This window comes from Salinicola sp. JS01 (assembly GCF_030284585.1).
In the GTDB taxonomy this organism is placed as follows: Bacteria; Pseudomonadota; Gammaproteobacteria; order Pseudomonadales; family Halomonadaceae; genus Salinicola.
The window spans coordinates 2,386,130-2,409,806 of record NZ_CP127244.1 but is presented as its reverse complement, the minus strand read 5'-3'; the positions used below and the strand labels follow the sequence as shown (position 1 = coordinate 2,409,806).

The window sequence follows — 23,677 nt, the reverse complement described above, 5'->3', positions numbered from 1 at the left end:
TTTGCCTTGTCTTGCCTTCGCTCGCTGACTTTTCTTACAAACCCCTAGCCGCTGACGGCGGCACTGATTCGATATCGCTGCATCCAACTGGTTAGAATGGGGCCAGTCCGGGGCGCGACCCGGGTTTGATGCTGGGTCGCGCGCCCGCGGCCTTGCACGGAAGCGGCTGCACCGTCGACTTTCCGTACCGGGCCTGTTCATTTTTTCGTCTCGTGTCATCCCGGCCGATGTGGTTTGCGACATCGGTTCCCGGATTGCCTTTTTCGACCAGGAGCGTTGCCATGTCTGAGATGCAAGCGACCTATCTCAAGGATTATCTGCCGCCGGCGTATCGCGTGACCCACACCGAGCTCAGCTTCGATCTCGACCCGACGGCGACGCGAGTGAAGGCGCGTTTGCATCTGGAGCGTCACCCTGAGCGCGAGGCGGGGCTGCCGCTGGTGCTCGACGGCGAGGGCCTGACGCTGAAGCAGGTCGCCATCGACGGCCAGCCCCTTGAGGCCGATGAGTTCGAGGCCGACGCTCACAGCCTCACCATCGCCCGGGTGCCCGAGCGCTTCCGCCTGGATACCGAGGTGGAGGTATCGCCGGATGCCAATACCGCGCTGGAGGGGCTCTACCGCTCCAACGGCATGTACTGCACCCAGTGCGAGCCGGAAGGCTTTCGCCGTATCACCTTCTACCCCGACCGCCCCGACGTGATGGCGACCTTCTCGACCACGCTGATCGGTGACCGCGAATTGCTGCCGGTGCTGCTCTCCAACGGCAATCCGGTGGAGCAGGGCGAGCTGCCCAATGGCCGCCACTTCGTCACCTGGGAGGACCCGCACCCCAAACCGAGCTATCTGTTCGCGCTGGTCGCCGGCAGCCTGGAGAAGGTCGAGGATCACTTCACCACCCAGAGCGGCCGCGAGGTGCTGTTGCAGATCTGGGTCGAGCCGGAGAATCTCGACAAGACCGACCATGCCATGGCGTCGCTCAAGCGCTCGATGCGCTGGGACGAGGAGACCTACGGCCGCGAGTACGATCTCGACCGCTTCATGATCGTCGCCGTCAATGACTTCAACATGGGCGCGATGGAGAACAAGGGGCTCAACATCTTCAACTCGGCGGCGGTGCTGACCCATCCGCAGACCGCCACCGATGCTGCCTTCCAGCGGGTCGAGGGGATCGTCGCCCACGAGTATTTCCATAACTGGTCGGGCAACCGGGTGACCTGCCGCGACTGGTTCCAGCTCTCGCTCAAGGAGGGCTTCACCGTCTTCCGCGATCAGACCTTCTCCGCCGACGTCAACTCGGCCCCGGTCAAGCGGATCGAAGACGTCTCCTTCTTCCGCACCGCCCAGTTCGCCGAGGATGCCGGCCCCACCGCCCACCCGGTGCGCCCGGACCACTACATCGAGATCTCCAACTTCTACACCCTGACCATCTACGAAAAGGGTGCCGAAGTGGTGCGCATGCTGCGCCATCTGCTCGGCTGGGAGGATTTCCGCCGCGGCAGCGATCTCTACTTCGCGCGCTTCGATGGCCAGGCGGTGCGCATCGAGGATTTCGTCGCCTGCATGGCGGAGGTCTCGGGGCTCGACCTCGATCAGTTCATGCGCTGGTACGCCCAGGCCGGCACCCCGGAGATCGACGCCCACGGCGAGTACGACTACGCCACCGGCGAGTACCATCTGCGCCTCTCCCAGCGCACCCCGGCAACCCCGGGGCAGAGCGAGAAGCTGCCGCTCCACGTGCCGATCCGGCTGGGCCTGGTGGGAACCAAGTCGGGCCACGACCTGACCCTCAAGCTCGCCGATGGACAGGGCGGCAGCGAGACCCTGGGCAAGGATGCGGTGATCCATCTGCGCGAGGCGGAGCAGACCTTCGTCTTCCAGGATGTCGAGGAGGCGCCGGTGCCGTCACTGCTGCGCGGTTTCTCGGCGCCGGTGAAGCTGCGCTACCCCTACTCGCGCGAGGAGCTGGCCTTCCTGCTGACCCACGACAGCGATGGCTTCAACCGCTGGGATGCCGGTCAGCGCCTGACCATGCTGGCGCTGGACGATCTCATTGCCGCGCACCGCAACGGGGTCGAGAAGGTCATGGACGTGCGCCTGGTCGAGGCCTATCGCAGCCTGCTTGACGAACCCGGTGACGACCAGGCGGTGCTGGCAGAGATGCTGACGCTGCCCTCGGAGGCCTATATCGCCGAGCAGCAGCCGGTGGTCGATGTCGACGCCATCCACGCCGCGCGCGAGTTCGTGCGTCAGTCGCTGGCCTGGGCGCTGCGCGATGCCTTCCTCGCGGTCTATCGCGACAACCAGACCGACGAGCCCTATGCGCCGACGCCCGAACAGATCGGTCGGCGCAAGCTCAAGAACGTCGCGCTGGCCTATCTGATGAGCATCGCCGACGACGAGGCGATCGCCCTGACCCAGGCGCAGTTCGCAGAGGGCGGCAACATGACCGACGTGCGCGCCGCGCTGACGCTGCTCGCCCACAGTGATCGCAGTGACCTGGCCGAGCCGGCGCTCAAGGCGTTCGGCGAGCAGTGGGCCCACGACCCGCTGGTGATGGACCAGTGGTTCACCATCCAGGTCACCCGCCCCCAGCCGGACGTGATCGAGCGCGTGCGCTTTTTGATGGAGCATCCGGCGTTCTCGCTCAAGAACCCCAACAAGGTGCGCGCCCTGATCGGCGCTTTCGCCCAGAACCGGGTCAACTTCCACCGTCTTGACGGTCAGGGCTATCGGCTGCTGGCGGACGTGGTGATCGAGCTCAATCGTCTCAATCCGGAGATCGCGGCGCGCATCATCACCCCGCTGACCCGCTGGCAGCGTTTCGACGAGGCGCGCCAGGCGCTGATGAAGGCCGAGCTCGAACGCATCCGCGGCGAGAAGCTCTCGCCCAATGTCTACGAGATGGTCGAGCGCGCGCTGGCCGACGCCTGATCCGGCGCCGCTGCAACACAAAACGGCCGCTCATCGAGCGGCCGTTTTTCTGTGCTGCCAACATGGCACGACCCTGAGGTCGTGCCGGTGGCTGTCAGGCGATGCGGTTCAGGCAATGTAGGTCAGGCGTCGTGGGGCGGGGGCCGCGGCTCAGGAATAGTGCACGTACATCGTCTTGCTCTTGACGTAGGCCTCCAGCCCGTACTTGCCGTCCTCGCCACCGAGCCCGCTGTTGCGGTAGCCCTTGTGGAAGCCCTGGACGGATTCGCCGGCCCCGCGGTTGACGTAGATCTCGCCGAAGTCGAGCTCCCGGGTCAGCGCCATCAGATGGCGCACGTTCTGGGTGAACACATAGGCCGAGAGGCCGTACTCGGAGGCGTTGGCGTAGGCCATCGCCTGTTCGAAGTCATCGATCTTCATGATCGGCACCACGGGCCCGAAGATCTCCTCCTTCATGATCTGCATGTCGTTGTCGACGCCGGTGAGAATGGTCGGGGCGTAGTAGTTGCCCTTGTCGTAGTCGCCACCGCTCAGGCGCTTGCCGCCGGTGAGCAGCTGTGCACCGTCACGCTGGGCCTGTTCGACCATGGCGTGAATCTTGTCGAGTTCGGCGGCGTTGATCTTGGGCCCCATGTCGACGTCTTCGTCGGTCAACGGGTTGCCTACCTTGAGCGCCTCGACGCGCTGCTTGAAGCGTTCGAGGAAGCGGTCGTAGATGCCGGACTGGACGTACATGCGCTCGTTGCAGGTACACACCTGGCCGCAGTTGTCGAAGCGCGAGGCGATGGCGGCATCCACCGCCGGGTCGAGATCGGCGTCGTCGAGCACGATGAACGGCGCCTTGCCGCCCAGTTCCAGGCGCACGATCTTGAGATGCTCGGCGGCAGCCTTGTTGATCTCGCGGCCCCCGCGCACGCTGCCGGTCATGCTCACCAGCTGGGTAATCGGGCTGGCGATCAGCTGATTGCCGATATCGCGCCCGCGGCCATTGACCAGATTGACCACTCCTGAGGGAATGCCCGCCTGGCGTGCCAGCTCGACGATCTCCAGCGCAGTCAGCGGGGTCTCTTCCGAGGGCTTGAGCACGATGGTGTTGCCCGCGGCCAGCGCCGGGCCGAGCTTGCGGCCGATCAGCGCGGCGGGGAAGTTCCAGGCGGTGATGCCGACCACCACGCCGTGGGGCACCTTCTGAATCCAGATCTGCTCGTCGGGGTCGTCCGCCGGGATGATGTCGCCCTCCAGTCGGCGGGTGTTCTCGGCGGCGAAGCGGATCAGATTGGCGCACATGCCGACATCGGCATCGGCTTCGTCCAGCGGCTTGCCCTGCTCGGTGGTGATCAGCCGCGCCAGGCGCTGGCGCTGTTCGAGAATCAGCTCGACCAGCCGGTAGAGGTGATCGGCGCGCTCCACCGCGGTCTTGCGCGACCATGCGGGGAAGGCGCGCTGAGCGGCCTCCAGGGCACGGTTGGCCAGGGCCTCGTCGGCCAGGGAGACACGCGCGATGATCTCGCCGGTGGCCGGGTTGAGCACGTCCAGGCGCTCGCCGCCGCCGGTGGTCCATTCGCCGTCGATGAACTGGTTGTAGAGATCGACACCTTCGTGGGATGACTTCATTGACTGGGTCATGCTCGACGCCTCCTTGTCGGTCCTGCGGCGCCCGCGGGCGCCGCCTCGTGTATCCGGACTCTCAAGGTGGTAGAGGAAGGGCGGACTGACAAGCCGCACCCCAAAGCGTCACAGGATCGGGCACGTCGGCAGCAGGATGATGCCGACGCCTGTCCTACTGGATCAGCCAGCCCAGCACCAGCAGCCCCAGCAGCAGGCCGATCACACCGCCGACCACGCCGCCGCGCAGCAGGGCGCGCACGCCGCTGATCAGCAGCAGCACGCCGATCACCAGCACGCCGAGGCTGAACAGCGAGTCGCTGATGCCCAGCGCCTGGGTGAGGCCGTCGACGAAGCCGTCCATCGCGCGCCACAGGCCGCCGAACACACTGTCGAGCAGGCCGACGACGGTGCGAATGACGCGACCGATGGCATCGCCGAGCCAGTTAAAGAATCCGTCCATGGGGGTATTGTCCTGTTCCGAGGCGCGGCGTGCGAGTCGCCGCGCAAGCTATGAATATCAGAGGTGGGCGTTCGCTGTAGACGTCAGGTGTCAGGTGCCGAGCTGCTGGTCGCGCAGCCACTGGATCTCCTGGGGCCAAATCGTCGGCTCGATGGTCTCCAGGATCAGCGGGATATCGTCGGTGCGTGGGTCGCGCATCAGCGCGGCGAAGCCCTCGCTGCCGATATTGCCCTGGCCCAGGCTGTGGTGGCGGTCGACGCGGCTATTGAAGGCGCTCTTGGCGTCGTTGAGATGCATGCCGCGCAGATAGCGCAGCCCCACCACGCGCTCGAAGGTATCGAGCATGGCGGTAGCGTCTGCGGCGCTGCGTAGCTCGTAGCCGGCGGCGAAGGCGTGGCAGGTATCGATGCAGGCGCCGACCCGCGACTTGTCCTCGACCTGGTCGATGATCTCGGCCAGATGCTCGAAGCGAAAGCCCAGGTTGGTGCCCTGGCCGGCGGTGTTCTCGATCACCGCGACGACGAACTCGGTCGCTGCGTGGGTCTGGTTGATCGACTCGGCGATCCGCGCCAGGCAGTCGCTCTCGCTGATCTTGTTGAGATGGCTGCCGGGGTGAAAGTTCAGAAGCTCGAGCCCCAGTTGCTCGCAGCGCTGACACTCGTCGAGAAAGGCCGCGCGGGACTTGGCCAGGCCCTCCGGCTCGGGGTGGCCCAGATTGATCAGGTAGCTGTCGTGGGGCAGGATCTGGCCGGGGCCGAAGCCGTGGGTGTCACAGGCGCGCTTGAACGCCTCGATGGTCTTCGCCTCCAGCGGCTTGGCTTGCCACTGACGCTGGTTCTTGGTGAACAGGGCAAAGGCGTTGGCGCCGATCTCGGTGGCGCGGATCACCGCCTGGTCGACACCGCCTGCGGCACTGACGTGCGCTCCGATGGTCTTCATGGCTTCTCTACTCGTCACTCGTCACTCGTCACTCGTCACTCGTCACTCGTCACTCGTCGTGGGTCGCTGGGCTTCGAGTTTACCAGCCGCCAGCCCTGGCGGCTGCGCGCGGCCGCTCATCCGTCCAGGTGCAGGCCGGTATTGATCTCGCGCAGAGCTTGCCATGCCGCATCGCGGGAGAAGGGCGCCTGACGCGGCGGATCGTAGACCTCACCGTTGCTGCCCTCGACGATCAGATCGACGGCGTAGCAGGTCGCCGCGATCACGCTGCGATAGCTCTCGACCTCGCGGAAGTGGTTCATGCCGGCGTCGCTCTGTGTGAATAGGGTGGCATCATGCCCGCCGAGGGTGCTCGGGCCCGGCTGGCGCTGGGCATTGGCAGGCAGGCGCTGGCAATGGCGCACCGCCGCCGGGTCGCGGCTGATACCCAGGCGCCAGAGCCCGGTGGTGATGGCGTTCGAGCCGGGCAGGGCGAGCGTGATCAAGGTCTTGCCGGGGGCCGAGGCGTAGAGCTGCCAGCTGCCGTTGTCGAAGTAGCCTCTGACCGCCGGTGTGTCGGCATTGCCGTCGACGCGCTCGAGCGTCGCCGGGTAGGCGAGGGTCACGCCGGCCTCGGCGTCATGGAAGGTGCGCTGCGCCTCACCGCTGCCGGCGGCGGCGCTCTGTGTTTGGGGCTGACAGCCGGCCAGCAGCGCCGCCGCGACGCCTGTTGCGGCCAATATCGCGGCGACGCGCTTGCGCAGCGATCGTGAAAGCTGAATCATCGAAGCATCACCTCCGCATGGGCACTGGCGTGCCGAGTGTCGAAACCGGCAGTCTATAAGCTAAAGCCTGAGGCGACAGCCGCCGATACAAGATCTGAGGGTAATCCCTCTCAACCGAGAACAGGAAATAGGGAGTCTCCTATGGATAGTGCAGTCAATGCTGTCGTCGGTGCCGGAGTCGCGCTGCAGCAGTTCAATCAGGATCAGGACATGCAGGCGTCGCTGCTCAAGCGCTCGCTCGACAATCAGTCCGCGCAGGTCGCGCAGCTGATGGACTCGATGGCGCCGGAGCCCAAGCTGGCCGCCACTGGTACCGTTGGCACCCAGATCAACACCTACGCCTGAGCAATGGTGGGGGTCGTCACTCGGCCGAGCCGGGCGTCGATCCCTGATCGTGTGACAACGCCAAGATGCTGCCAATGATCGACGCGCTGCGACGATGAATCTATGTCGTCTTGTCCTGCAGCACTACCGAACCGTGACTCTGGCGATATATGACCTGGGGTTGCGGTTTTTTTCTATCGCACGCTCGACGGATATCGAGCACTTTTTTCGATAAGCATATTGACGCGTATAACGGCTCTCGCTTTTAATCGAAAGGGCCGCGAATGTCATTCAGACACGCCGGCATTTCTGCCGATTTTCGGCATTTTCCCTGGACGCGATCATGACCCTATTCCATCGCCCGACTTTTTCGATGTTCTCGATCAATGTGCGCCAGCATAATCGTCGAGTTCGTCGTTGCGTCGCGCGCCTGGGATAGCAGATCGTTATCGGCCGCGACGAGTATCGCGGCCGATAGAGAGTGGAAGATCCAACCCGCCATGATCGCGATACTTGTCCGGCCTCCGCCTGAAGGAGTGGACAAGTATGACGCTCAAGACTCTCATCGATGCCCTCAAGGCCCGTCTGGCCCTGGCTCGTCGCCGCCGGAACGACTGGCGCGCGCTCTCCCATCTCGATGCCCACATGCTGCGCGATCTCGGTCTGCGCGCAGAGCAGGGCACGATCGTGCCGATCGCCACGGACCTGACGCAGACTGCGGTGCCGGCACCGACCGCCGCCGATAGCCAGAAGGCAGCGGCTGCCGAGGCGCCGCAAAAAGTAGTAAGAGTGTGTCGATATTGTGGAGAAACGCTCGCTTAGCGAAGCCCCGGTCACGCTGTGTGGCCGGGGCTTTTCATCACCCTGAAACGTGGGTTCATCGACCTGGCGTGGGCAGGAATTGCCCGCGCTATTGGTGCTTGTGTGGCATCAATAGCCCACACTCGAGGACGCCGGTGAGATGTCCTTTTTATACCGCGACACCGTCTCGATCGCGGCCCGACGCAGCAGGCTGATATCGATACCCACGGCGATGAAGTCGAAGCCCCATTCGGCGTAGCGCTTGGCGTCCGCTTCGGCCGGCGCCAGGATGCCGGCTGCCTTGCCTGCGGCCTTGGTGACCTCCAGGGTATGGCGGATCATCGCCTGGACGTCGGGATGATTGGGGTTGCCGACATGGCCGACGCCGGTGGAGAGATCGATCGGCCCGACGAAGATCGCATCCACGCCTTCGGTGGCGGCGATCGCGGCGGCGTTGTCGACCCCGGCACGGGATTCGACCTGGACGATCAGGCACAGCGTCTCGTGGGCGCGGGCGAGATAGTCGGGGATCGCGTCCCAGCGCGTGGCGCGGGTGAGGCCGCCGCCCACGCCGCGGAAGCCGCGGGGCGGGTAGCGGGTCGCCGCGACCAACTGCGCGGCCTGCTCGGCGTTATCGACCATCGGTACCATCAGCGTCTGGGCGCCGATATCGAGCAACTGCTTGAGCAGCGCCGGGTCGTGATTGACGCAGCGCACCACCGGCGCGCAGGGGTAGGGCGCCACCGCCTGCAGCTGCGCCAGGATGCTGGGCACCGTATTGGGTGCGTGCTCACCATCGATCAGCAGCCAGTCGAAGCCGGTGGTGGCGAGTATCTCGGTGGCATAGCCGGTGCCGAAGCCGGCCCAGCAGCCGTAGCGGGTCTGCCCATCCAGCGCGGCGTAAAACGGATTGTGCGGGAGCTGCATGCGTATCGGTCCTTGGTGGTCCGGCGTCCGGCGACGCCGGTGTCAGGATGGTGGCCTCAGTGGGCCAGCCCCATCTGTTTCATGATCTCGCCGAACTTGGCATCGTCCTCGGCCATCAGGGTCTCGAAGTCGTCGGCATCACGCCACACCACGCCATAGCCCTGCTTGGCCATGAAGTTCTGATAGGCATCGCTGTCGTAGGCCGTCTTCAGCGCCGTCTCGAGCCGCTTCACCACCGCCTCGTCGAGCCCCTTGGGGCCGACCACACCGCGCCAGGCGCCGAGGCTGAAGTCGCTGCCGAGCTGCTCGTGGAAGGTGGGGATGTCGGGAAAGCCGCTCAGGCGCTCCGGGGTCATCACGCCGAGGCTACGAATCTCGCCGGCCTCGATCATGGCGCGCGCTTCCGGCAGCGAGGAGGCGACCACGTCGATGCTGCCGGAGGCGAGCTCGGTCATCGCCGGTGCCGACCCCTGGCTGGGAATCCAGGTCAGCTTGCCGGCGGCGATGCCCTGATCCATCAGGAAACCGTTCAGGGCCACGTGCCAGATGCCGCCGAGACCAGTGCCAGAGGCGGTATAGGTGCCCGCCGGGTGGGATTTGACCTGCGTCACGAAATCCTCGAGGTCCTTGAAGGGGGATTCCTTGCCCACCGAGAGGCTGGCCGAGTCGAAGTTGATCTGGCCGATCGGGGTAAAGTCCTGGTAGGTCAGGCTGGTGAGCCCCTGCCAATGCATCATGTCCAGCTCCACCGTGGCCAGGCCCAGGGTGTAGCCATCCGGGCGGGCGTTGGCGATGGCGGTGTGACCGACGACACCGCTGCCCCCGGTGCGGTTGACCACGTTGATCGTCTGGCCCAGTTCCTGCTCCAGCGCGCTGGCGATGATCCGCGCGGTGGCATCGGTGCCGCCGCCGGCGGCCCAGGGCACGATCAGGGTGATGGGCTTGTCGGGATACTCCGCCCAGGCCGCCGGGGAGGCCACCACGGCGGCGGCGAGCAGGAGCTTCAAGGTGCGCTTGACGTTCATGGAACCTCTCGGGGGATATTTTGGGCGCGGGCGGCGTGCCGGCGCGGAATGGGATGAGATGACTTTTGCACACAAAGTCATATCAAGCCGGCAGGGCGGGCACAATTGCGCCAACGTCTAAGAGGGTGTTTACAACACCGCTGACTATGGGTGCCGGGGGCAGGGCAAAGCGAGTGTCCTTGGCCAGGGATGGCAAAGGTAGCGCCCAGGGAGGGGGTCACAGCGCCGGCCAGGGGCGCTGCCGAGATCGGCCCGGCGCAGGGCGCCGGACCGAATATCTCGAGGGGAAAAAGCGTTACTGCGAGTCGATGCGCTGGCTGGCGCTGGTGAAGCCCATCAGCGAAAGATCCATGTCGAGGCGCTTGCCGTCCGGGGCGATGGCGCTGACGGTGGCCTTGTTGCCGCCACGCAGCTGGGCGAGCAGCTGCGGCGACAGCGCCAGATTGGCGCGGCAGCCCTGCTGCAGGCAGACCTGATAGGGCATGCCCACCGGCTCGTTGTCATCCACCTGCAGCTGGATACCCGGTGCCAGGCGCACGCCCAGTGGCAGCAGGAAGACCATGACCGGGCCATCGGCCTGGGCCGGGTGGCCGACCATGGCGCGCATCAGCGGATCGTTGCTGTCGGGGTTGTTGACTATCTGACTCATCACGCAGCTCTGGCGCTCACCGCCCTTGGGGCAGCGCACTTCCCAGGACTGGAACTGCTGGGTATCGACCTGCGGTGCGCTCGGCTGCTGAGCTTGAGCCGGCGTCATGATGGCGGCGGCCAGCGGCAGCAGCGAGGCGAGCAGGGTACGGCGCAAAGACATGGCATTTTCCTGTGTTGTGATCGGTCACGCGGTGTCATGCATGAGTATGGTCGAATTCACGCGAGGCGTGAGACGGCGTTCACTTCATTCCAGCACGCCCGATGTCGGAGTGGCCAGTCGCGGCCTGGGCGACGCCGGTCGGTGTCGGTTACGCCCTCAGGGCGCCACCGGCACGCCGCGATTTTCGAACACCGGTCGCAGCACGAAGTTGGAGTGAACGCCGGAGACGCCCTCGATCGGCGTGATGTGCTGCAGCAGAAGCTGCTGATAGTCGTCCATGTCCTCGACCCGGATCTTGAGCTGATAGTCGACCTCCTGGCCGGTGATCATCAGGCACTCCTGGACCTGGGGCAGGGCGGCCACCTGACGCTCGAAGTTGGCGAAGCGCTCCGGGGTGTGGCGATCCATGGAGATGTGCACCAGTGCCATTAGCCGATAGCCGAGCTGGCGCGCATCGACCAGAGCGCGGTAGCCGAGGATCAGGCCGCTCTCCTCCAGCGCGCGCAGGCGGCGCAGACAGGGTGAGGGCGACAGCCCGATGCGTTCGGCCAGTTCCTGGTTGCTGATCCGCCCCTCCTGCTGGATCAGTTCGAGAATGCGCCGGTCGTAGCGATCGAGTGCGAGAGTCTGTGGCGTATTCATTGGCATTATCCGTCTGGTTTTTCTTTCCCGTTGGCAGATTATGCCATCTGGCGTTGAGAAAGATCGATCTTCGCAATGTCCTGTCGGCATAAAAGCCGTACACTGTCTCTGCTGCCACAAGCAGCTTAGGGCCGGCTCCCGCATCCGGGGTCCGGCCCCCTTTCCGCCGCCATCCGCGGCGGCTCAACAGCGGGGCTCGCGCCCACGGCGCGCCCCACAATCCGTCGGCTCTATTTACCTCGTCAGGATGGTTGCCATGTCTGCCTTCGATCATCGCGCCTTCGATCACAGAAAATACCGCCCGGCTCCCCGGGTACCCGCCTTCGACCGCCAGTGGCCGGATCGTGATCTCGATCACGCCCCGATCTGGGTCAGCGAAGACCTACGCGATGGCAACCAGGCCCTGCTCGAGCCGATGAGCGTGGCCCAGAAGCAGCGTTTCTGGCACCAGATCGTCAAGGTCGGGATCAAGGAGGTGATGGTCGGCTTCCCCTCGGCGAGCCAGCCTGACTACGACTTCGTGCGCTGGCTGATCGAAGAGGATCAGATCCCCGAGGACGTCACCATCGCCGTGCTGGTGCAGTGCCGCGAACACCTGATCGAGAAGACCTTCGAGTCGCTGGTCGGCGCCAAACGGGCGATCGTCCACCTCTACAACTCCACCTCCACCACCCAGCGCGAGCGGGTGTTCGAGATGGACCGCGCAGGGATCGTCGATATCGCCGTGCAGGGGGCGACCTGGGTCAAGACCTACGCTGCGCGCTATCCGCAGATCGAGTGGTGCTTCGAGTACACGCCGGAGAGCTTCTCCAGCACCGAGATCGACTTCTCGCTGGAGATCTGCGAGGCGGTGATGGATGTCTGGCAGCCGACCCCGGACAACAAGTGCATCCTCAACCTGCCGACCACGGTCGAAGTCGCCGGACCGCACCACCACGCCGATCAGATCGAGTACTTCTGCCAGCACATCAAGAATCGCGACAGCGTGATCATCTCGGTGCACACTCATAATGACCGTGGTGGTGCCGCGGCCTCCGCCGAGCTCGCGCTGCTGGCGGGTGCCGAACGCGTCGAGGGGACCCTGCTGGGCAACGGCGAGCGCACCGGCAACATGGATATCGTCACCCTGGCGATGAACCTCTACAGCCAGGGGATCGACCCCGAGCTCGATCTCTCCAACCCGGACGAGATCATCCAGGTGGTGCAGGAGTGCACCGGTATCGCGATGCATCCGCGCCACCCCTGGGTCGGCGAGATGGTCTACACCGCCTTCTCCGGCAGCCACCAGGATGCCATCCGCAAGTCGCTCAAGAAGCAGCGCCCCGATGAGCCGTGGCAGGTGGCCTATCTGCCCATCGACCCGCGCGACATCGGCCGCGACTACCAGGCGGTGATCCGCGTCAACAGTCAGTCCGGCAAGGGTGGGATGGCGTTCCTGCTCGAGCGCGACTATGGCATCAGCCTGCCGCGCTGGATGATGCTGGCGCTGGCGCCGCACGTGCAGAAGGAGAGCGAAGTGCGCGCCAGCGAGCTCTCCAGCGAGATCATTCGCCAGGTGATGTTCGACAACTTCCAGCGCGAAGCGCCGCTGTCGCTGGCCGACTACCGTCTCTCCAAGGGGCAGGAAGAGGGCATCGAGGTGACCCTGTGGCAGGGTGCCGAGACCCTGCGCCTGTCGGGCAAGGGCAACGGCGCGATGTCCTCCTTCACCGATGCCTGGCAGCGTCATACCGGTACCAGCGTGGGGATCATCGACTACAGCGAGCACTCGCTGGGCGGCGACAGCGACGCCAATGCCATCGCCTTCGTCCAGCTCAATGTCGGCGGTCAGCGTATCTGCGCGGTGGCCGAGGACAGCGATACCGTCAGTGCCTCGCTCAAGGCGATTCTCTCCGGGATCAACCTGGCCGAAGCCCAGGGCGCGCCGCAGAGCACCGAGGCCCGCGCGACCACCGTCGACTGAACGTCACCGACATCCACGACGCAAGACGAGAAGGGCGCCCACTGGGCGCCCTTCTGCGTTGTCGAGGTCGTCTCGCGGTGAGCTCGGTTCAGGGGTAGTTGGGCGGCAGCAGCGTGCGCAGGTCGTTGTTGAGCGGCAGCTCGAAGCTGGTCGCGCCGAGAATGGCGCGATCGGCGATACGTACCACCCGGGCATTGACGAACAGCCGGTCCTGGGCCTGGGCGTAGGTGCCCACCAGCACCGCGCTGGCATCGTAGTCCTGACTCAGCCGCTGCACGTTGCGCGACAGGATCAGTTCGCCGGTGTTCTCTTCGATGTAGAGGCTGTTGCGCAGCTTGACCTCGATCACCTGCATACCCGATTCGACCAGCCGCGAGACGAACATCTCGCTCAGGGTGCGGCCCAGGGTCGAGGATTGCCCCAGGTGGTCGACGTCGACGAAGGTGGTGGCGACCAGCGGTGCGCCGTCATCGAGCCGCCCCCGGCTGTTCTCGACCAGTGCCTTGGCCGCCGCGTCGACCCGCTCCAGCGTGGTCGGCTGGTGCGGGCGGCCGTTGGGGTCGAGCATCGAGCAGCCTGTCAGTGCCGCCAGTAGCAGCACCAGCAACCAAAGCCGAGCGCAGCCGGATACGGACATTGCGGAACTCCCTGTGCTGCGCCTCACCATTGTGACGATACCTTGAGCTGGCCCCGCTCGGCGGTGGCGGCCGGCGCACGGCCATACTGGCCGCTATCGCCGGGGTTGATGTAGTAGAGATTGGAGGAGGAGTAGAGCAGGGTCTGATACTCGTCGGCCTGCACGGTGATGATCACCTCTTCGTCGCTCTCCGAGGTCCAGCTGCCGCTGAACAGGTCGACCAGCCCGGCGGCGGGAATCAGCGCCAGCGAGGGTTCGTACCACTGGTTGAACGGAATCGTCGCCACCGCGATGCCCGCCGCCAGCGCGGTCAGCGCGCCCTGGGGCGGACGAATCGGCTGGCGATCCCGGTGCGTCACGACCTGCACGTCGAAGGTGACGGTGGCCGCGCCGAGATCGCTGGTCCTGACCGTAGCACCCTGTTTCACCAGCTCGCTGGTCAGCAGCGAGCGAAAGCCGCGGCTGAAAGCGGTTTCGGTCTCCGGGGGCTTGAGATAGAGCGCGCGCCGGTCGAGCCGGCGGTCGGCCATGATGGCCTTGGCCTCGTGGCGCGCCAGCACCTCCCAGTGATAGGCGGCCTGCATGCGCTGCTGGGTGGTCGCCGGGTAGGTGGTGGCCAGCGGGGCCTGGGAGGTGTTGACGCCGAAGCAGCCGCTCAGTAGCGGCAGGCCGCAGAGCAGCACCCAAGGTTTCAATGACATGTGTAGAGAGTTCCTGTCCGATCGCCGTGGCGTCTGTATGAATATGGCTCTCGGAGAGTATCGGCGGGCGCGCGCTCGGCTTGAGCGCGGCCGTGTGAAGTCGTGTCTAGGGCTCTTGCGAAAAGTCGGCGAGCGCTGGCAAGACAAGGCAAAAATCGGCGATAAAGCGGAGTTTACGCGGTGTAAATGAGCATTTTGAGCCGATTTTTAACACAGTATTGTCGAGCGCAGGCAGTTTTCGTACCAAGCCTAGCGTTCGCCGTCGCTGCGGATCTGAGCATGACTGATCAGCGCGAAGATGAAGGTGCCGCCGAAGACGTTGCCTAGCAGCGTCGGCAGGCCGAAGTGGAAGAGGTACTCGGACCAGCCGGCGTGGCCGGAGAAGACCAGATACATCACCTCGGTGGAGCCGACGATGATATGGGTGAACTCGCCGATCGCCACCAGATAGGTGACGATCAGGATCACCCAGATCTTGGCGCTGCCGGCGCTGGGCAGCAGCCACACCATGGTGGCGATCATCCACCCGGCGACGATGCCCTTGGCGAACATCTGCATCGGCGTGTTCTCCAGGATATGCTCGCCCAGGGTGAGAAACGCCTGATGGGTCTCGGCGGAGAAGATCGGCAGGGCGAGGATCGCCCAGGCCGAGATCGCCACCCCGACCAGGTTGCCGAGCAGCACCACGCCCCATAGCCGCAGCAGACACAAAAACTTGCTTAGGCGCGGCTGGCTCATCGCGGGCAGTACCGCGGTGACGGTATTCTCGGTGAACAGCTGCTGGCGCGCCATGATCACCACCAGAAAGCCGATGGTGTAGCCGAACGACTCGACCAGGAAGCCGACGTCGGTATCCGGCAGATGGGCCCGCAGCAGCCCCTTGGCGAGCATCGAGAAGCTCATCGACAGGCCGGCGGCCACCGCTGACCACGCCAGCGCGGAGACGGTGCGGTTGAGCTCCTTCTCGCCCTCTTCGCGGATCTTCTCGTGGACCGCGGCGGCGCGGGAGGGAAGATTGTCGCCATCGAGCTGCAGGTCGTGCTCCTCCTGTTCATCGCGGACGCGGCTGGGCGGGGTCAGGTCGTTGGGCTTGTTCAAGGTCGGATCCTTCCGAGCGATGGACGGGACGCACGGCATGACCGCCGCGCGCGAACTAGTCGTGGCTACGACGGCGGTCATGCTGGAACGTGTCTGATGTTGAAACGATAGCGGTAAATGAGACAGGGAGATAGCCACGAATGTCGGCAGTCAGCGCGACCATTCTGACCTACCCGGGCATGGCCTGGCTGGTAGGCAGCCTGATTGGCCTGGAGCGCACCTTCCATGGCCGACCGGCGGGGCTTCGCACCCGCGCCGGTGACCGCCTGGGGCGGCTGAGGGTGCATCTGCGCGGTCTGTCGACGCTGTGCGAGTTTCAGCCGGCATCCGCCGGCGACAGCTGAGTGTCATCTCCGGCCCACCCCGCGCTCGCCGTCGGGCGGCGACGAGAATGCTTGTCATCCTCGTGCTAGCCGCTAGAGTGGGCGCTCTTGCCGGGATGACGAGGTTGCGATGCAGGGCAGAGGACGTCCGCCGTTTTGGGTGCTGATGGGCGCAGTCATGCTGTCGCCCTTGGCCATCGATATCTACCTGCCTGCCTTGACTGCGATGGCGCGCGAGTTCGAGCGTCCGTTTGCTGCGCTCCAGGTGACCATCACGCTGTTTTTGCTCAGCGTGGGCGTCGGACAGGTTCTGGTGGGGCCGCTGGCCGACCGTTTCGGCCGCCGACCGGTGCTGCTCGGCGGCGCCCTGACCTATTTCGCCGGCGCCCTGATGGGGCTCGGCGCGGCGACCCTGGAGTGGCTCTACGCCGCCCGCGTGCTGCAGGGGCTGGGCGCCTGCGCTACGGTCACAGTGGCTTTCGCGTCGGTACGTGACAGCTACCCGCCGGAGACCGGGGCCAAGCTCTATAGCTATTTGAACGGCTCGCTGACGCTGGTGCCCTCGCTCGCCCCGGTGATCGGTGGCGCGCTCACCGTAGCCTTCGGCTGGCGCAGTAACTTCGCTTTCATGATGGGGTTCGCCGCGCTGCTCTGCCTCGGTGCCTGGTGGCGCTTCGGCGAGACGCGGCCTGCCGATACCCCGATCGAGCGCAGGCTCTACCGCTGGTCACGCTATCGTCCGGTGCTCGCCCACCCGCGCTTCCTCTATTATGCGCTGTTGGTGAGCACGATGATGGCGGCGATTCTGGTCTACGTTTCGGCTGCGCCGGTGATCGTGATGGGGCGGCTGGGCCAGCCCGAGTGGGTATTCAGCCTGTGGTTCGGCGCCAACGCGCTGGTGAGCACCTTGGCGTTCTTCTTCGTGCCACGCCTGATGCATCGCTGGGGGCGCCAAGCCACGGTGCAGCGGGGGCTGCTGGTGGTGATGGGTGGGGGGCTTTTGATCACCGCGCTCTATCTGGGCGTGGCGCTCTCGGTGGCCACTTTCATGGCGCCAGTGGCACTGCTGTCGGTGGGCTTCTCGATGATATTGGGCTCCGCGGCCAGCCTGGCGCTGGAGCCGTTTCCGGAGCGCGCCGGCACCGCCGCGGCGTTGCTCGGGGCGATTCAGCTCGGCGGCGGGGCGATCGTCGCCACCCTGGCGCTGATGACGCCGCTGGCGCCTCAATTCACGCTCACCGCGCTGTGCACCGGCGGCGGGCTGCTGCTGTGGTGCCTGGCGCGGCGTTGGGGCTGAGAGCTACGAGGCAGCCCATAGCGGGCTGGCGCTCCAGCTGATTTTTAACGCTGTATTGCCGAGCGCAGGCAGTTTTGCGTACAAAGCCTAGACTGCATTGCGGTGACAGCGAAAGATCAAGGCGCGGCGCGAGCGTCGCCCCAAGGAAAGGATTCGATCGGTATGGCCAGTCATGGCGAGGGCACTACGTGGTTGATACTCAACGGCAAGTCCGCGCAGCAGCCAGAGATCCGCAGCGCGGTGACGTCGCTGCGTGAGCGGGGGCACGAGCTTTCGGTGCGCGTCACCTGGGAGGGGGTGACGGTACCCGGCTGGTCGACGAAGCGGTGGCGGCGGGCGCCTCCCGGGTGGTCGCCGGCGGCGGCGATGGCTCGATCAACGAGACCGTCGCCGGGCTGATGCGCCATCCGGCCGAGCAGCGTCCCGCGTTGGGTATTCTGCCGCTGGGCAGTGCCAACGACTTCGCCCATGGTCTCGAGCTGCCGATGACCCCGGCGGCTGCGCTCGAGCTGGCGCTGACCGGCGATACCCGACGCGTGGATGTCGGCATGCTCGACGACGAGGCGTTCATCAACGTTGCCTCCGGGGGCTTCGGTGCCGAGATCACCACCTCCACACCGGTCGCGCTCAAGCGTCTGCTCGGCGGCGGTGCCTACTCGCTGATGGGCATGCTCAAGGCGTGGAACTACCAGCCGTTCGAGGGGCATCTGCGCTGGCCCGAGGGTGAGGCGCGGGTGCCGCTGTTCATGCTGGCGATCGGCAATGGTGCCCAGGCCGGCGGCGGCCAGCGGCTGGCGCCTTCGGCCCGGATCGACGATGGCCTGCTGGAGCTGCTGTTCGTGCGCCACTTCAGCTCGCTCGGCGAACTCAAGCGCATCATCGACGAGCTGGAGAATCTGCCCAACGACGGAGAGTTCGTCCGCTATCTGCGGGTGCCTTGGGTGGAGTTCGACAGTGACGGTGCCTTCCCGCTCAACCTCGACGGTGAGCCGCGCCGCTATCGCCGCTTCCGCGCCTCGCTCGAAGGTGAGGCGCTGCCGCTGGTGGTGCCGTCACGCTGCCCGTTGTTGAGAGATGACTGAGCGATGCCTAATAGCCCATTTCCAACCCCATCTGACGATGGGCGCCGGTGGCAGGGCAAAGCGAGGGGCCTTTGCCAGGGATGGCAAAGGTAGCGCCCAGGGAGGGGTTCACAGCGCCCTCGCGACGCCCTGCCACCGGATAGGCCCACGTCGTCTGATGGTTGTGAAAGGCGTTCCAAGAGATGACTGAGCGATCATTGGCCCCAGCTATCAGGAGAGCACGATATGGATGACTTCATGCAGGCGGCTATCGAGCAGGCGCGTCTGGGTCTGGAAGAGGGCGGCGTGCCGATCGGCTCGGTGCTGGTGCACGAGGGGCGGATCATCGGACGCGGCCACAATCAGCGCCAGCAGCGCGGCAGCGCCGTGCTGCACGGCGAGATGGACGCGCTGGAGAACGCCGGGCGGCAGCCCGCCAGCGTCTACCGCAACAGTGTGCTCTACACCACGCTGTCGCCGTGTTCGATGTGCAGCGGGGCGATCCTGCTCTATGGTATCCCGCGGGTCGTGGTGGGGGAGAACCGCACCTTCCTCGGCGAGGAGGCGCTGCTGCGCGAGCGCGGCGTCGAGGTGGAGGTGCTCGACGACGCCGATTGTCGCGAGCTGATGGCGCGCTTCATCGATGCTCACCCCGAGGTCTGGAACGAGGATATCGGCGAGAGCTGAGGCGCCCGGCGACACCGGCACGAAAGGGTGTCCAGAAATGCGATGCCGGCGAGCTCGGCGTCTACGCAAATGACGTGCATAAAAAAGCCCACCGCTAAGGTGGGCTTTCTTCTCAAGGGCGGGCTAACTCAGCCGCTGACCTTGATGTTGGCGGCCTGAAGGCCTTTCTTGCCCTGGGTGACGTCGAAGGTGACCTTCTGGCCGTCTTGCAGGGTCTTGAAGCCTTCTGCCTGAATTTCGGAGAAGTGTGCGAACAGGTCATCGCCGCCGTCATCGGGGGAGATGAACCCGTAGCCTTTGGTGTCATTGAACCATTTGACAGTGCCGGTTGCCATTGTCGATTTCCTTAACTTGCCTAGTAATGAAGCCGAGCACCCCCCACGGGAAGCTCGAAATGCGTGGTAAGACGAGGGGGGAATGCGCAAGAGGAGTTCGACGAGCGACTGACAACTGACGACATTCTACCTGCAAACCTACGCAGCGGATGATGCATGGGGGTCATTCTGACCGTCAAGCATTGCCGGCTTGACTTTGGTCGAGTGATCTCCATACCCCGCTAAAGCACCATAGATGGAAAAAACGTGCACGTCTACAGCCCTCCCGCGCCTTTTTTCCGGGGCGATCGCGGCACCGGGTATGGTTTTATTAACCCTTTTTAAGAAGTTGCCCATATGCATATGACGATTGGATTGCACCGCTCGCGGCAGGCTAGCGGAATCGACTGGCGAACGTCTGCCGCCACGACCCCCTTGCCTGCGCGCTAGGCAAGCGCAGGGTGCATGACGGCAGGGCTCTCGGGTAAGCTGTCGCTCACCGCGAGCCGTGCTCGCGGTATACGTGTTTGGACAGTTCAGGAGTTGTTCCCGTGGCACGAGGCGAAGTCGCACTCAACGACACTCACAGCAAGATCATCGGCTACCTGCTGTGGATCTTCGGTTTCACCGGTTCTCACCGCTTCTATTATGGCAAGCCGGTGACCGGTACCCTATGGTTTCTGACGCTGGGGCTGCTCGGCATCGGCTGGCTGATCGATCTGTTCCTGATCCCGGCCATGGATCGGCAGGCGGATCTGCGCTTCCGCGCCGGCCCGATCAGCTACACCCTGGCGTGGATCCTGCTCACCTTTCTGGGTGTCTTCGGTATCCACCGCATGTACATGGGCAAGTGGCTCACCGGTCTGCTCTATCTGGTGACCGGGGGCTTCTTCCTGCTCGGCGTGCTCTACGATTTCTGGACCCTCAACGACCAGATCTCGCTCAAGCACGCGCGCCGCGGTCTCTGACCCTGGCCGGTGCGGCCGCATCTCTTTTCAACATCACAGGATTTCAAAGTTAAAGCGTTTCAAAGTTAAAGTGTTTCAACGTCACAGGGAGGTGACGCATGGCGGAGCGGCTGAAGCTCACCGCTATCTTCGACACCCTCGACGAGCGCGTCGAGGATGACACCATTACCCTCGGCGACATCGTCGAGACCTTCAATTCCCGCGGCTTCGGCCCGGTGGTGCTGATACCGGGGTTGATCGCGCTGCTGCCCACCGGCGGCGTGCCGGGCGTGCCTAGCCTGTGCGGGATCTTCATCGCGCTGATGGCGATCCAGCTGGTGCTCGGGCGGCGCGCGCCCTGGCTGCCCCGGCGGCTCGCCCGGCGGGGTATCAGTCACGCCCGCTGGCACCGCATCGCCGCCCGGGCCAAGCCCTGGACCCGGCGCATCGACCGCCTGCTGCAGCCGCGCCTGACGTGGCTGCTGGGCAGCTTGACCCAGCGCCTGCTGGCCTTGCTGATGACCCTGCTGGGGCTGTCGATGATGCCGCTGGAGCTGCTGCCATTCGCGGCCGCGCTGCCGGCGCTGGCGATCGTGGTGATGGCATTGGGGCTGACCGCCGGTGACGGCCTGATGATGCTGGCGGGGCTGTTGATCACCCTCGGCGGCGGCCTCGGGCTGGGAATCTGGCTGCTGTAGTCTCTTCACTCGGGAGCACAGCCATGCGGTGCAGGGCCGGTGCTCTTGCCATCTTTGGCCAGGCCCTGCGCGGGTCGCAGGGCCTGGCCGACTCTCCTTCAGACCTCTAGCAGCGTTTCAGTTGCTGGCGATCAGGGTCGGGTCGTAGCGCCCCTGGCGCTCGGCCGGCGTCAGCATGGCCACGCCCTGGGTATCACCCTGCTTGGCGAGACTCTCGAAGATCACCCGATAGGCGAGCACCGCCTGCACGTAGTCGCGGGTTTCGCGGAACGGAATGCTCTCGACGAAACGGTCGAACTCCCGCGGGGCGCTGTTGAGCCAGCGGTCGACCCGCTGGGGGCCGGCGTTGTAGGCCGCGGTGGCGGCGATGCGATTGCCGCGATAGCGCTCCAGCATGCTGCGGATATAGCTGCTGCCGAGGCGGATATTGGTCTGCGGCTGGAACAGCTCGCTAGTGCTGGGCGCGGCGATGCCGAGCTGGCGCGCCACGTGATCGGCGGTACCCGGCATCAGCTGCATCAGGCCGCGGGCTCCCACGGGTGACATCGCCTCGGGGTTGAAGGCACTCTCGCGGCGGGCGATGCCCATCAGCAGGAAGGGGTCGACCTGCTGGCGCTCGCCCCAGTGCAGGAAGGATTCGCGATAGGCGGCCGGGAAGCGCCACGGCAGGGCGTCCCACTGCTTGGCGGCGATGGTGGTCTGCACCGCCATGGCGTACCAGCCCTGGCGGATGGCGTAGTCGGCCAGGGCCGCGGCCTGCTCCGGGGTATCACGGGCGGCGGCGGTATACCACTCGCTGCGCGCCAGACCCTCCTCGCCGATGCGCATCAGCGCCTCGGTGCGCTGGACCACCGGCAGCATGTTGGTCAGCTCCTGCTGTAGCGTGGTGACATGGGTGTCACTCATCTGCAGATGGTAGGGCTGGCCCAGACGGTCGGCGGCGGCGAAGCCGAAGAAGCTGCGCTCGCTGGCCGCGTTCGCATAGGCACGTCGCGCAGCCTCGTCGTTGCCCAGTGCCGCCTGGGCGCGCCCCAGCCAGTACTGCCAGTGGGCATCACCGCGCGCCTCGGCGGGCAGCGCCTGGGTCCAGCGCACCACGTTCTGCCAATGGCCCGCGGTCACCGCATTGCGGATGCGCAGTTCGATCAGATCGGCATCGGCGAGTCGCGGCAGGTTGGCGTCGACCCAGCCCTGGTTGTTGGCGACATCGCGAACCATGGAGTAGAACGCCAGATCGCGCTCGACGCTTTGACGCTGGGCGTCGCTCAGCGCGGCGTGCGGCGCGATCTTGCGCCACGCCTCCAGCGCGGCCTCGGTGTCGGCGCGGGTGAAAGCGTACATGGTGGCAGCGGTCAGCGCGCCGGCGGCGCCTTTTCCGGGCCCCAGGTCCTGCGGGATCTGGGTGACCGCGGCATAGTTGGCGCTGACGCGTTCGAACTGGGTGATAGCGGGTTGCCAGGCATCTCCCAGGCTGCGCTCGAGGTAGCTCACCAGGCCGCTCTGGCCGTTTTCCCAGGCCAGCATCATGCGCTCCCAGGTGTCCTCGTCGGTGAGCACGCCGCGCTGGGTGAGGGTGGCGAAGAGGGTATCGCAGGCGTCCGGCTGGGAGGCACCGACATGCCACAGCGCCTCGCCCCCGGCCGCGGCGCGGGCGGGGTCACGGTCGAGCAGGGCGGTATAGTAGTAGCACTGGCGAATGGCGCCATCGGGCTCGCCGTCGCTGATCGCCAGCAGGTCGGCGAAGCGACCCTGCTGACCGAAGCGCGTCTGTGCCGTGCCGCGCATCCATTCCGCCAGCGGCGAGTCGCCGTAGCGCGTGATGAAAGCGTTGACCTCGGCGGCGGAAGCGGTGCTCAGCCGCGCACGCAGGCGGTGATACTCGACGTAGCCGGCGAGCACGTGATCCTGGATCGCGGCCTGATCGATGGCGTCCCAGCGCTGGTCGCGTGCGGCGTCCAGCGCCTGCTTCATCACCAGGTCGTCGCTCGATGTGGCGGCCAGCGCCGGGGCTGCCAGGGCCAGGCCCAAGGCACCGGCGAAACAGCGGCGCAGCCAGGGTTGGCGCTTGCCGAGACTACGCTGAAGAAATGCGGGCATTGCGAACTCTCTCGTCGGGTCGGTGCATCTCACGCCAGGCTAGACCGCCAGCGTGGATGTCGTGCGCCGGGGCGGCATGGCCGCGCCACCGCCTCCGGCGTTGAATCCAGGCACAATCGTAACCATGTATAGCCTCAGGGCGCCATTGCCCATCGCCCGATAAGCGGCGCTTTTCTCAAGGAGGCCGAGCGTATGACACCTTGGCGTTGGTTGACTCAACTCTCGCGGCTCAAGCAGCGCGGCGGCGCGCTGGCGCGTATCGGCCGGGCTTTCCGGGTATTCGGCCCGATGACCGCCGACGTGGTGCGCGGGCGCTACCGACCGGTGCCGTGGGCGGCCTTCGCTTGGATGGCCGCGGCGCTGGTCTATCTGGTCTCGCCGCTCGACCTGATCCCTGACTTCCTGATGGTGATCGGCCTGGTCGACGACGTTTTCATCGTCGGCTGGCTGCTCACCCGGGTCGATCACGCGCTCGACGGCTACCGGCGCTGGAAGGGCTGGGACGACGATCCCGCCGCGCCGCAGCGCGGTGGCTGAGAATCGCGGGGCCTGAAACGGCGGTGGTTGAAAAGCCACCGGCCACCCCCATATCGCTGATCGTCTTCATTTCCTTGGTCTTT

24 protein-coding genes are annotated in these 23,677 nt (G+C 65.5%); 11 read left to right on the top strand and 13 right to left on the bottom strand.

Annotated elements, in window-relative coordinates; all coding sequences use genetic code 11:
* The first annotated feature begins 281 nt into the window (after window positions 1–281).
* Window positions 282–2,933 carry an aminopeptidase N gene (gene pepN, locus QO259_RS11070; protein WP_285950028.1) on the top strand — a complete coding sequence of 884 codons (2,652 nt, stop codon included), beginning with the start codon at window positions 282–284 and terminating at the stop codon, window positions 2,931–2,933.
* A gap of 150 nt (window positions 2,934–3,083) precedes the next feature.
* Here the strand turns inward: pepN and aldA are convergent, their stop codons facing one another.
* The 4 genes from aldA to QO259_RS11050 all read right to left on the bottom strand — a co-directional run bounded on the left by aldA (window position 3,084) and on the right by QO259_RS11050 (window position 6,704).
* On the bottom strand, window positions 3,084–4,559 hold the full coding sequence (gene aldA, locus QO259_RS11065) for an aldehyde dehydrogenase (RefSeq protein WP_285950027.1): 1,476 nt from the start codon (window positions 4,557–4,559) through the stop codon (window positions 3,084–3,086).
* Window positions 4,560–4,713: 154 nt separating this feature from the next.
* Window positions 4,714–5,001, bottom strand: coding sequence for a hypothetical protein (locus QO259_RS11060; protein ID WP_285950026.1), 288 nt, complete (start codon window positions 4,999–5,001; stop codon window positions 4,714–4,716).
* Window positions 5,002–5,091: 90 nt separating this feature from the next.
* Window positions 5,092–5,940 carry a deoxyribonuclease IV gene (nfo, locus tag QO259_RS11055; RefSeq protein WP_285950025.1) on the bottom strand — a complete coding sequence of 283 codons (849 nt, stop codon included), beginning with the start codon at window positions 5,938–5,940 and terminating at the stop codon, window positions 5,092–5,094.
* Window positions 5,941–6,056: 116 nt separating this feature from the next.
* Window positions 6,057–6,704 (bottom strand): hypothetical protein, encoded by a 648-nt coding sequence (locus tag QO259_RS11050; protein WP_285950024.1) that lies wholly within the window; start codon window positions 6,702–6,704, stop codon window positions 6,057–6,059.
* Between the two features lie 141 nt (window positions 6,705–6,845).
* On the opposite strand from QO259_RS11050, the gene QO259_RS11045 reads away from it, so the two are divergent.
* Window positions 6,846–7,049 (top strand): putative motility protein, encoded by a 204-nt coding sequence (locus QO259_RS11045; protein ID WP_035471105.1) that lies wholly within the window; start codon window positions 6,846–6,848, stop codon window positions 7,047–7,049.
* A gap of 525 nt (window positions 7,050–7,574) precedes the next feature.
* The gene (locus QO259_RS11040; RefSeq protein WP_285950023.1) at window positions 7,575–7,850 is read left to right on the top strand and encodes a YjiS-like domain-containing protein; all 276 of its coding nucleotides are present in this window, start codon (window positions 7,575–7,577) and stop codon (window positions 7,848–7,850) included.
* Between the two features lie 108 nt (window positions 7,851–7,958).
* On the opposite strand, the gene QO259_RS11035 is transcribed toward QO259_RS11040, so the two are convergent.
* From QO259_RS11035 to QO259_RS11020, 4 genes are all read right to left on the bottom strand, one after another.
* A complete protein-coding gene (locus tag QO259_RS11035; RefSeq protein WP_285950022.1) occupies window positions 7,959–8,756 on the bottom strand; it encodes an HpcH/HpaI aldolase family protein in 798 nt (265 codons plus the stop codon).
* 56 nt (window positions 8,757–8,812) lie between these two features.
* Complete coding sequence (locus QO259_RS11030; RefSeq protein ID WP_207036999.1) at window positions 8,813–9,781, bottom strand: tripartite tricarboxylate transporter substrate binding protein; 969 nt, start codon at window positions 9,779–9,781, stop codon at window positions 8,813–8,815.
* 295 nt (window positions 9,782–10,076) lie between these two features.
* Complete coding sequence (locus QO259_RS11025; protein WP_207037001.1) at window positions 10,077–10,592, bottom strand: invasion associated locus B family protein; 516 nt, start codon at window positions 10,590–10,592, stop codon at window positions 10,077–10,079.
* Between the two features lie 156 nt (window positions 10,593–10,748).
* A complete protein-coding gene (locus QO259_RS11020; RefSeq protein WP_207037003.1) occupies window positions 10,749–11,234 on the bottom strand; it encodes an Lrp/AsnC family transcriptional regulator in 486 nt (161 codons plus the stop codon).
* Window positions 11,235–11,490: 256 nt separating this feature from the next.
* On the opposite strand from QO259_RS11020, the gene QO259_RS11015 reads away from it, so the two are divergent.
* The gene (locus QO259_RS11015) at window positions 11,491–13,197 is read left to right on the top strand and encodes a 2-isopropylmalate synthase (RefSeq protein ID WP_285950021.1); all 1,707 of its coding nucleotides are present in this window, start codon (window positions 11,491–11,493) and stop codon (window positions 13,195–13,197) included.
* A gap of 88 nt (window positions 13,198–13,285) precedes the next feature.
* Here QO259_RS11015 and QO259_RS11010 read toward each other — a convergent pair whose 3' ends face one another.
* The 3 genes from QO259_RS11010 to QO259_RS11000 all read right to left on the bottom strand — a co-directional run bounded on the left by QO259_RS11010 (window position 13,286) and on the right by QO259_RS11000 (window position 15,633).
* Window positions 13,286–13,834, bottom strand: a complete 549-nt coding sequence (locus QO259_RS11010; protein ID WP_285950020.1) for a FlgO family outer membrane protein — start codon at window positions 13,832–13,834, stop codon at window positions 13,286–13,288.
* Window positions 13,835–13,857: 23 nt separating this feature from the next.
* Window positions 13,858–14,535, bottom strand: coding sequence for a hypothetical protein (locus QO259_RS11005; protein WP_207037009.1), 678 nt, complete (start codon window positions 14,533–14,535; stop codon window positions 13,858–13,860).
* Window positions 14,536–14,784: 249 nt separating this feature from the next.
* Window positions 14,785–15,633, bottom strand: coding sequence for a formate/nitrite transporter family protein (locus QO259_RS11000; protein ID WP_233076477.1), 849 nt, complete (start codon window positions 15,631–15,633; stop codon window positions 14,785–14,787).
* A 140-nt stretch (window positions 15,634–15,773) separates the two neighbouring features.
* Here QO259_RS11000 and QO259_RS10995 point away from each other — a divergent pair, with 140 nt between their 5' ends.
* From QO259_RS10995 to QO259_RS10980, 4 genes are all read left to right on the top strand, one after another.
* Window positions 15,774–15,977 carry an MgtC/SapB family protein gene (locus QO259_RS10995; protein ID WP_285950019.1) on the top strand — a complete coding sequence of 68 codons (204 nt, stop codon included), beginning with the start codon at window positions 15,774–15,776 and terminating at the stop codon, window positions 15,975–15,977.
* A gap of 109 nt (window positions 15,978–16,086) precedes the next feature.
* Window positions 16,087–17,253, top strand: coding sequence for a multidrug effflux MFS transporter (locus QO259_RS10990; RefSeq protein ID WP_207037011.1), 1,167 nt, complete (start codon window positions 16,087–16,089; stop codon window positions 17,251–17,253).
* A gap of 326 nt (window positions 17,254–17,579) precedes the next feature.
* Entirely contained in the window at window positions 17,580–18,335 is a 756-nt protein-coding gene (locus tag QO259_RS10985; RefSeq protein ID WP_353057280.1) for a YegS/Rv2252/BmrU family lipid kinase, read from the top strand.
* A gap of 225 nt (window positions 18,336–18,560) precedes the next feature.
* Window positions 18,561–19,001 carry a nucleoside deaminase gene (locus QO259_RS10980; RefSeq protein ID WP_285950018.1) on the top strand — a complete coding sequence of 147 codons (441 nt, stop codon included), beginning with the start codon at window positions 18,561–18,563 and terminating at the stop codon, window positions 18,999–19,001.
* A gap of 128 nt (window positions 19,002–19,129) precedes the next feature.
* Here the strand turns inward: QO259_RS10980 and QO259_RS10975 are convergent, their stop codons facing one another.
* Window positions 19,130–19,336, bottom strand: a complete 207-nt coding sequence (locus tag QO259_RS10975; protein WP_035471072.1) for a cold-shock protein — start codon at window positions 19,334–19,336, stop codon at window positions 19,130–19,132.
* 530 nt (window positions 19,337–19,866) lie between these two features.
* Here QO259_RS10975 and QO259_RS10970 point away from each other — a divergent pair.
* Entirely contained in the window at window positions 19,867–20,283 is a 417-nt protein-coding gene (locus QO259_RS10970) for an NINE protein (protein ID WP_035471070.1), read from the top strand.
* A gap of 98 nt (window positions 20,284–20,381) precedes the next feature.
* Window positions 20,382–20,960, top strand: a complete 579-nt coding sequence (locus tag QO259_RS10965) for an exopolysaccharide biosynthesis protein (RefSeq protein WP_285950017.1) — start codon at window positions 20,382–20,384, stop codon at window positions 20,958–20,960.
* A 117-nt stretch (window positions 20,961–21,077) separates the two neighbouring features.
* On the opposite strand, the gene QO259_RS10960 is transcribed toward QO259_RS10965, so the two are convergent.
* On the bottom strand, window positions 21,078–23,057 hold the full coding sequence (locus QO259_RS10960; protein ID WP_285950016.1) for a transglycosylase SLT domain-containing protein: 1,980 nt from the start codon (window positions 23,055–23,057) through the stop codon (window positions 21,078–21,080).
* A gap of 192 nt (window positions 23,058–23,249) precedes the next feature.
* Between QO259_RS10960 and QO259_RS10955 the strand changes: the two genes are divergently transcribed.
* Entirely contained in the window at window positions 23,250–23,594 is a 345-nt protein-coding gene (locus QO259_RS10955; RefSeq protein ID WP_207037018.1) for a YkvA family protein, read from the top strand.
* The last annotated feature ends 83 nt before the right edge of the window (window positions 23,595–23,677 follow it).

Bases quoted from the DNA above. Each gene is read 5' to 3' on its own strand.
- pepN (WP_285950028.1), top strand. From the start codon at position 282: ATGTCTGAGATGCAAGCGACCTATCTCAAGGATTATCTGCCGCCGGCG.
- aldA (WP_285950027.1), bottom strand. From the start codon at position 4,559: ATGACCCAGTCAATGAAGTCATCCCACGAAGGTGTCGATCTCTACAAC.
- QO259_RS11060 (WP_285950026.1), bottom strand. From the start codon at position 5,001: ATGGACGGATTCTTTAACTGGCTCGGCGATGCCATCGGTCGCGTCATT.
- nfo (WP_285950025.1), bottom strand. From the start codon at position 5,940: ATGAAGACCATCGGAGCGCACGTCAGTGCCGCAGGCGGTGTCGACCAG.
- QO259_RS11050 (WP_285950024.1), bottom strand. From the start codon at position 6,704: ATGATTCAGCTTTCACGATCGCTGCGCAAGCGCGTCGCCGCGATATTG.
- QO259_RS11045 (WP_035471105.1), top strand. From the start codon at position 6,846: ATGGATAGTGCAGTCAATGCTGTCGTCGGTGCCGGAGTCGCGCTGCAG.
- QO259_RS11040 (WP_285950023.1), top strand. From the start codon at position 7,575: ATGACGCTCAAGACTCTCATCGATGCCCTCAAGGCCCGTCTGGCCCTG.
- QO259_RS11035 (WP_285950022.1), bottom strand. From the start codon at position 8,756: ATGCAGCTCCCGCACAATCCGTTTTACGCCGCGCTGGATGGGCAGACC.
- QO259_RS11030 (WP_207036999.1), bottom strand. From the start codon at position 9,781: ATGAACGTCAAGCGCACCTTGAAGCTCCTGCTCGCCGCCGCCGTGGTG.
- QO259_RS11025 (WP_207037001.1), bottom strand. From the start codon at position 10,592: ATGTCTTTGCGCCGTACCCTGCTCGCCTCGCTGCTGCCGCTGGCCGCC.
- QO259_RS11020 (WP_207037003.1), bottom strand. From the start codon at position 11,234: ATGAATACGCCACAGACTCTCGCACTCGATCGCTACGACCGGCGCATT.
- QO259_RS11015 (WP_285950021.1), top strand. From the start codon at position 11,491: ATGTCTGCCTTCGATCATCGCGCCTTCGATCACAGAAAATACCGCCCG.
- QO259_RS11010 (WP_285950020.1), bottom strand. From the start codon at position 13,834: ATGTCCGTATCCGGCTGCGCTCGGCTTTGGTTGCTGGTGCTGCTACTG.
- QO259_RS11005 (WP_207037009.1), bottom strand. From the start codon at position 14,535: ATGTCATTGAAACCTTGGGTGCTGCTCTGCGGCCTGCCGCTACTGAGC.
- QO259_RS10995 (WP_285950019.1), top strand. From the start codon at position 15,774: ATGTCGGCAGTCAGCGCGACCATTCTGACCTACCCGGGCATGGCCTGG.
- QO259_RS10990 (WP_207037011.1), top strand. From the start codon at position 16,087: ATGCAGGGCAGAGGACGTCCGCCGTTTTGGGTGCTGATGGGCGCAGTC.
- QO259_RS10980 (WP_285950018.1), top strand. From the start codon at position 18,561: ATGGATGACTTCATGCAGGCGGCTATCGAGCAGGCGCGTCTGGGTCTG.
- QO259_RS10975 (WP_035471072.1), bottom strand. From the start codon at position 19,336: ATGGCAACCGGCACTGTCAAATGGTTCAATGACACCAAAGGCTACGGG.
- QO259_RS10965 (WP_285950017.1), top strand. From the start codon at position 20,382: ATGGCGGAGCGGCTGAAGCTCACCGCTATCTTCGACACCCTCGACGAG.
- QO259_RS10960 (WP_285950016.1), bottom strand. From the start codon at position 23,057: ATGCCCGCATTTCTTCAGCGTAGTCTCGGCAAGCGCCAACCCTGGCTG.
- QO259_RS10955 (WP_207037018.1), top strand. From the start codon at position 23,250: ATGACACCTTGGCGTTGGTTGACTCAACTCTCGCGGCTCAAGCAGCGC.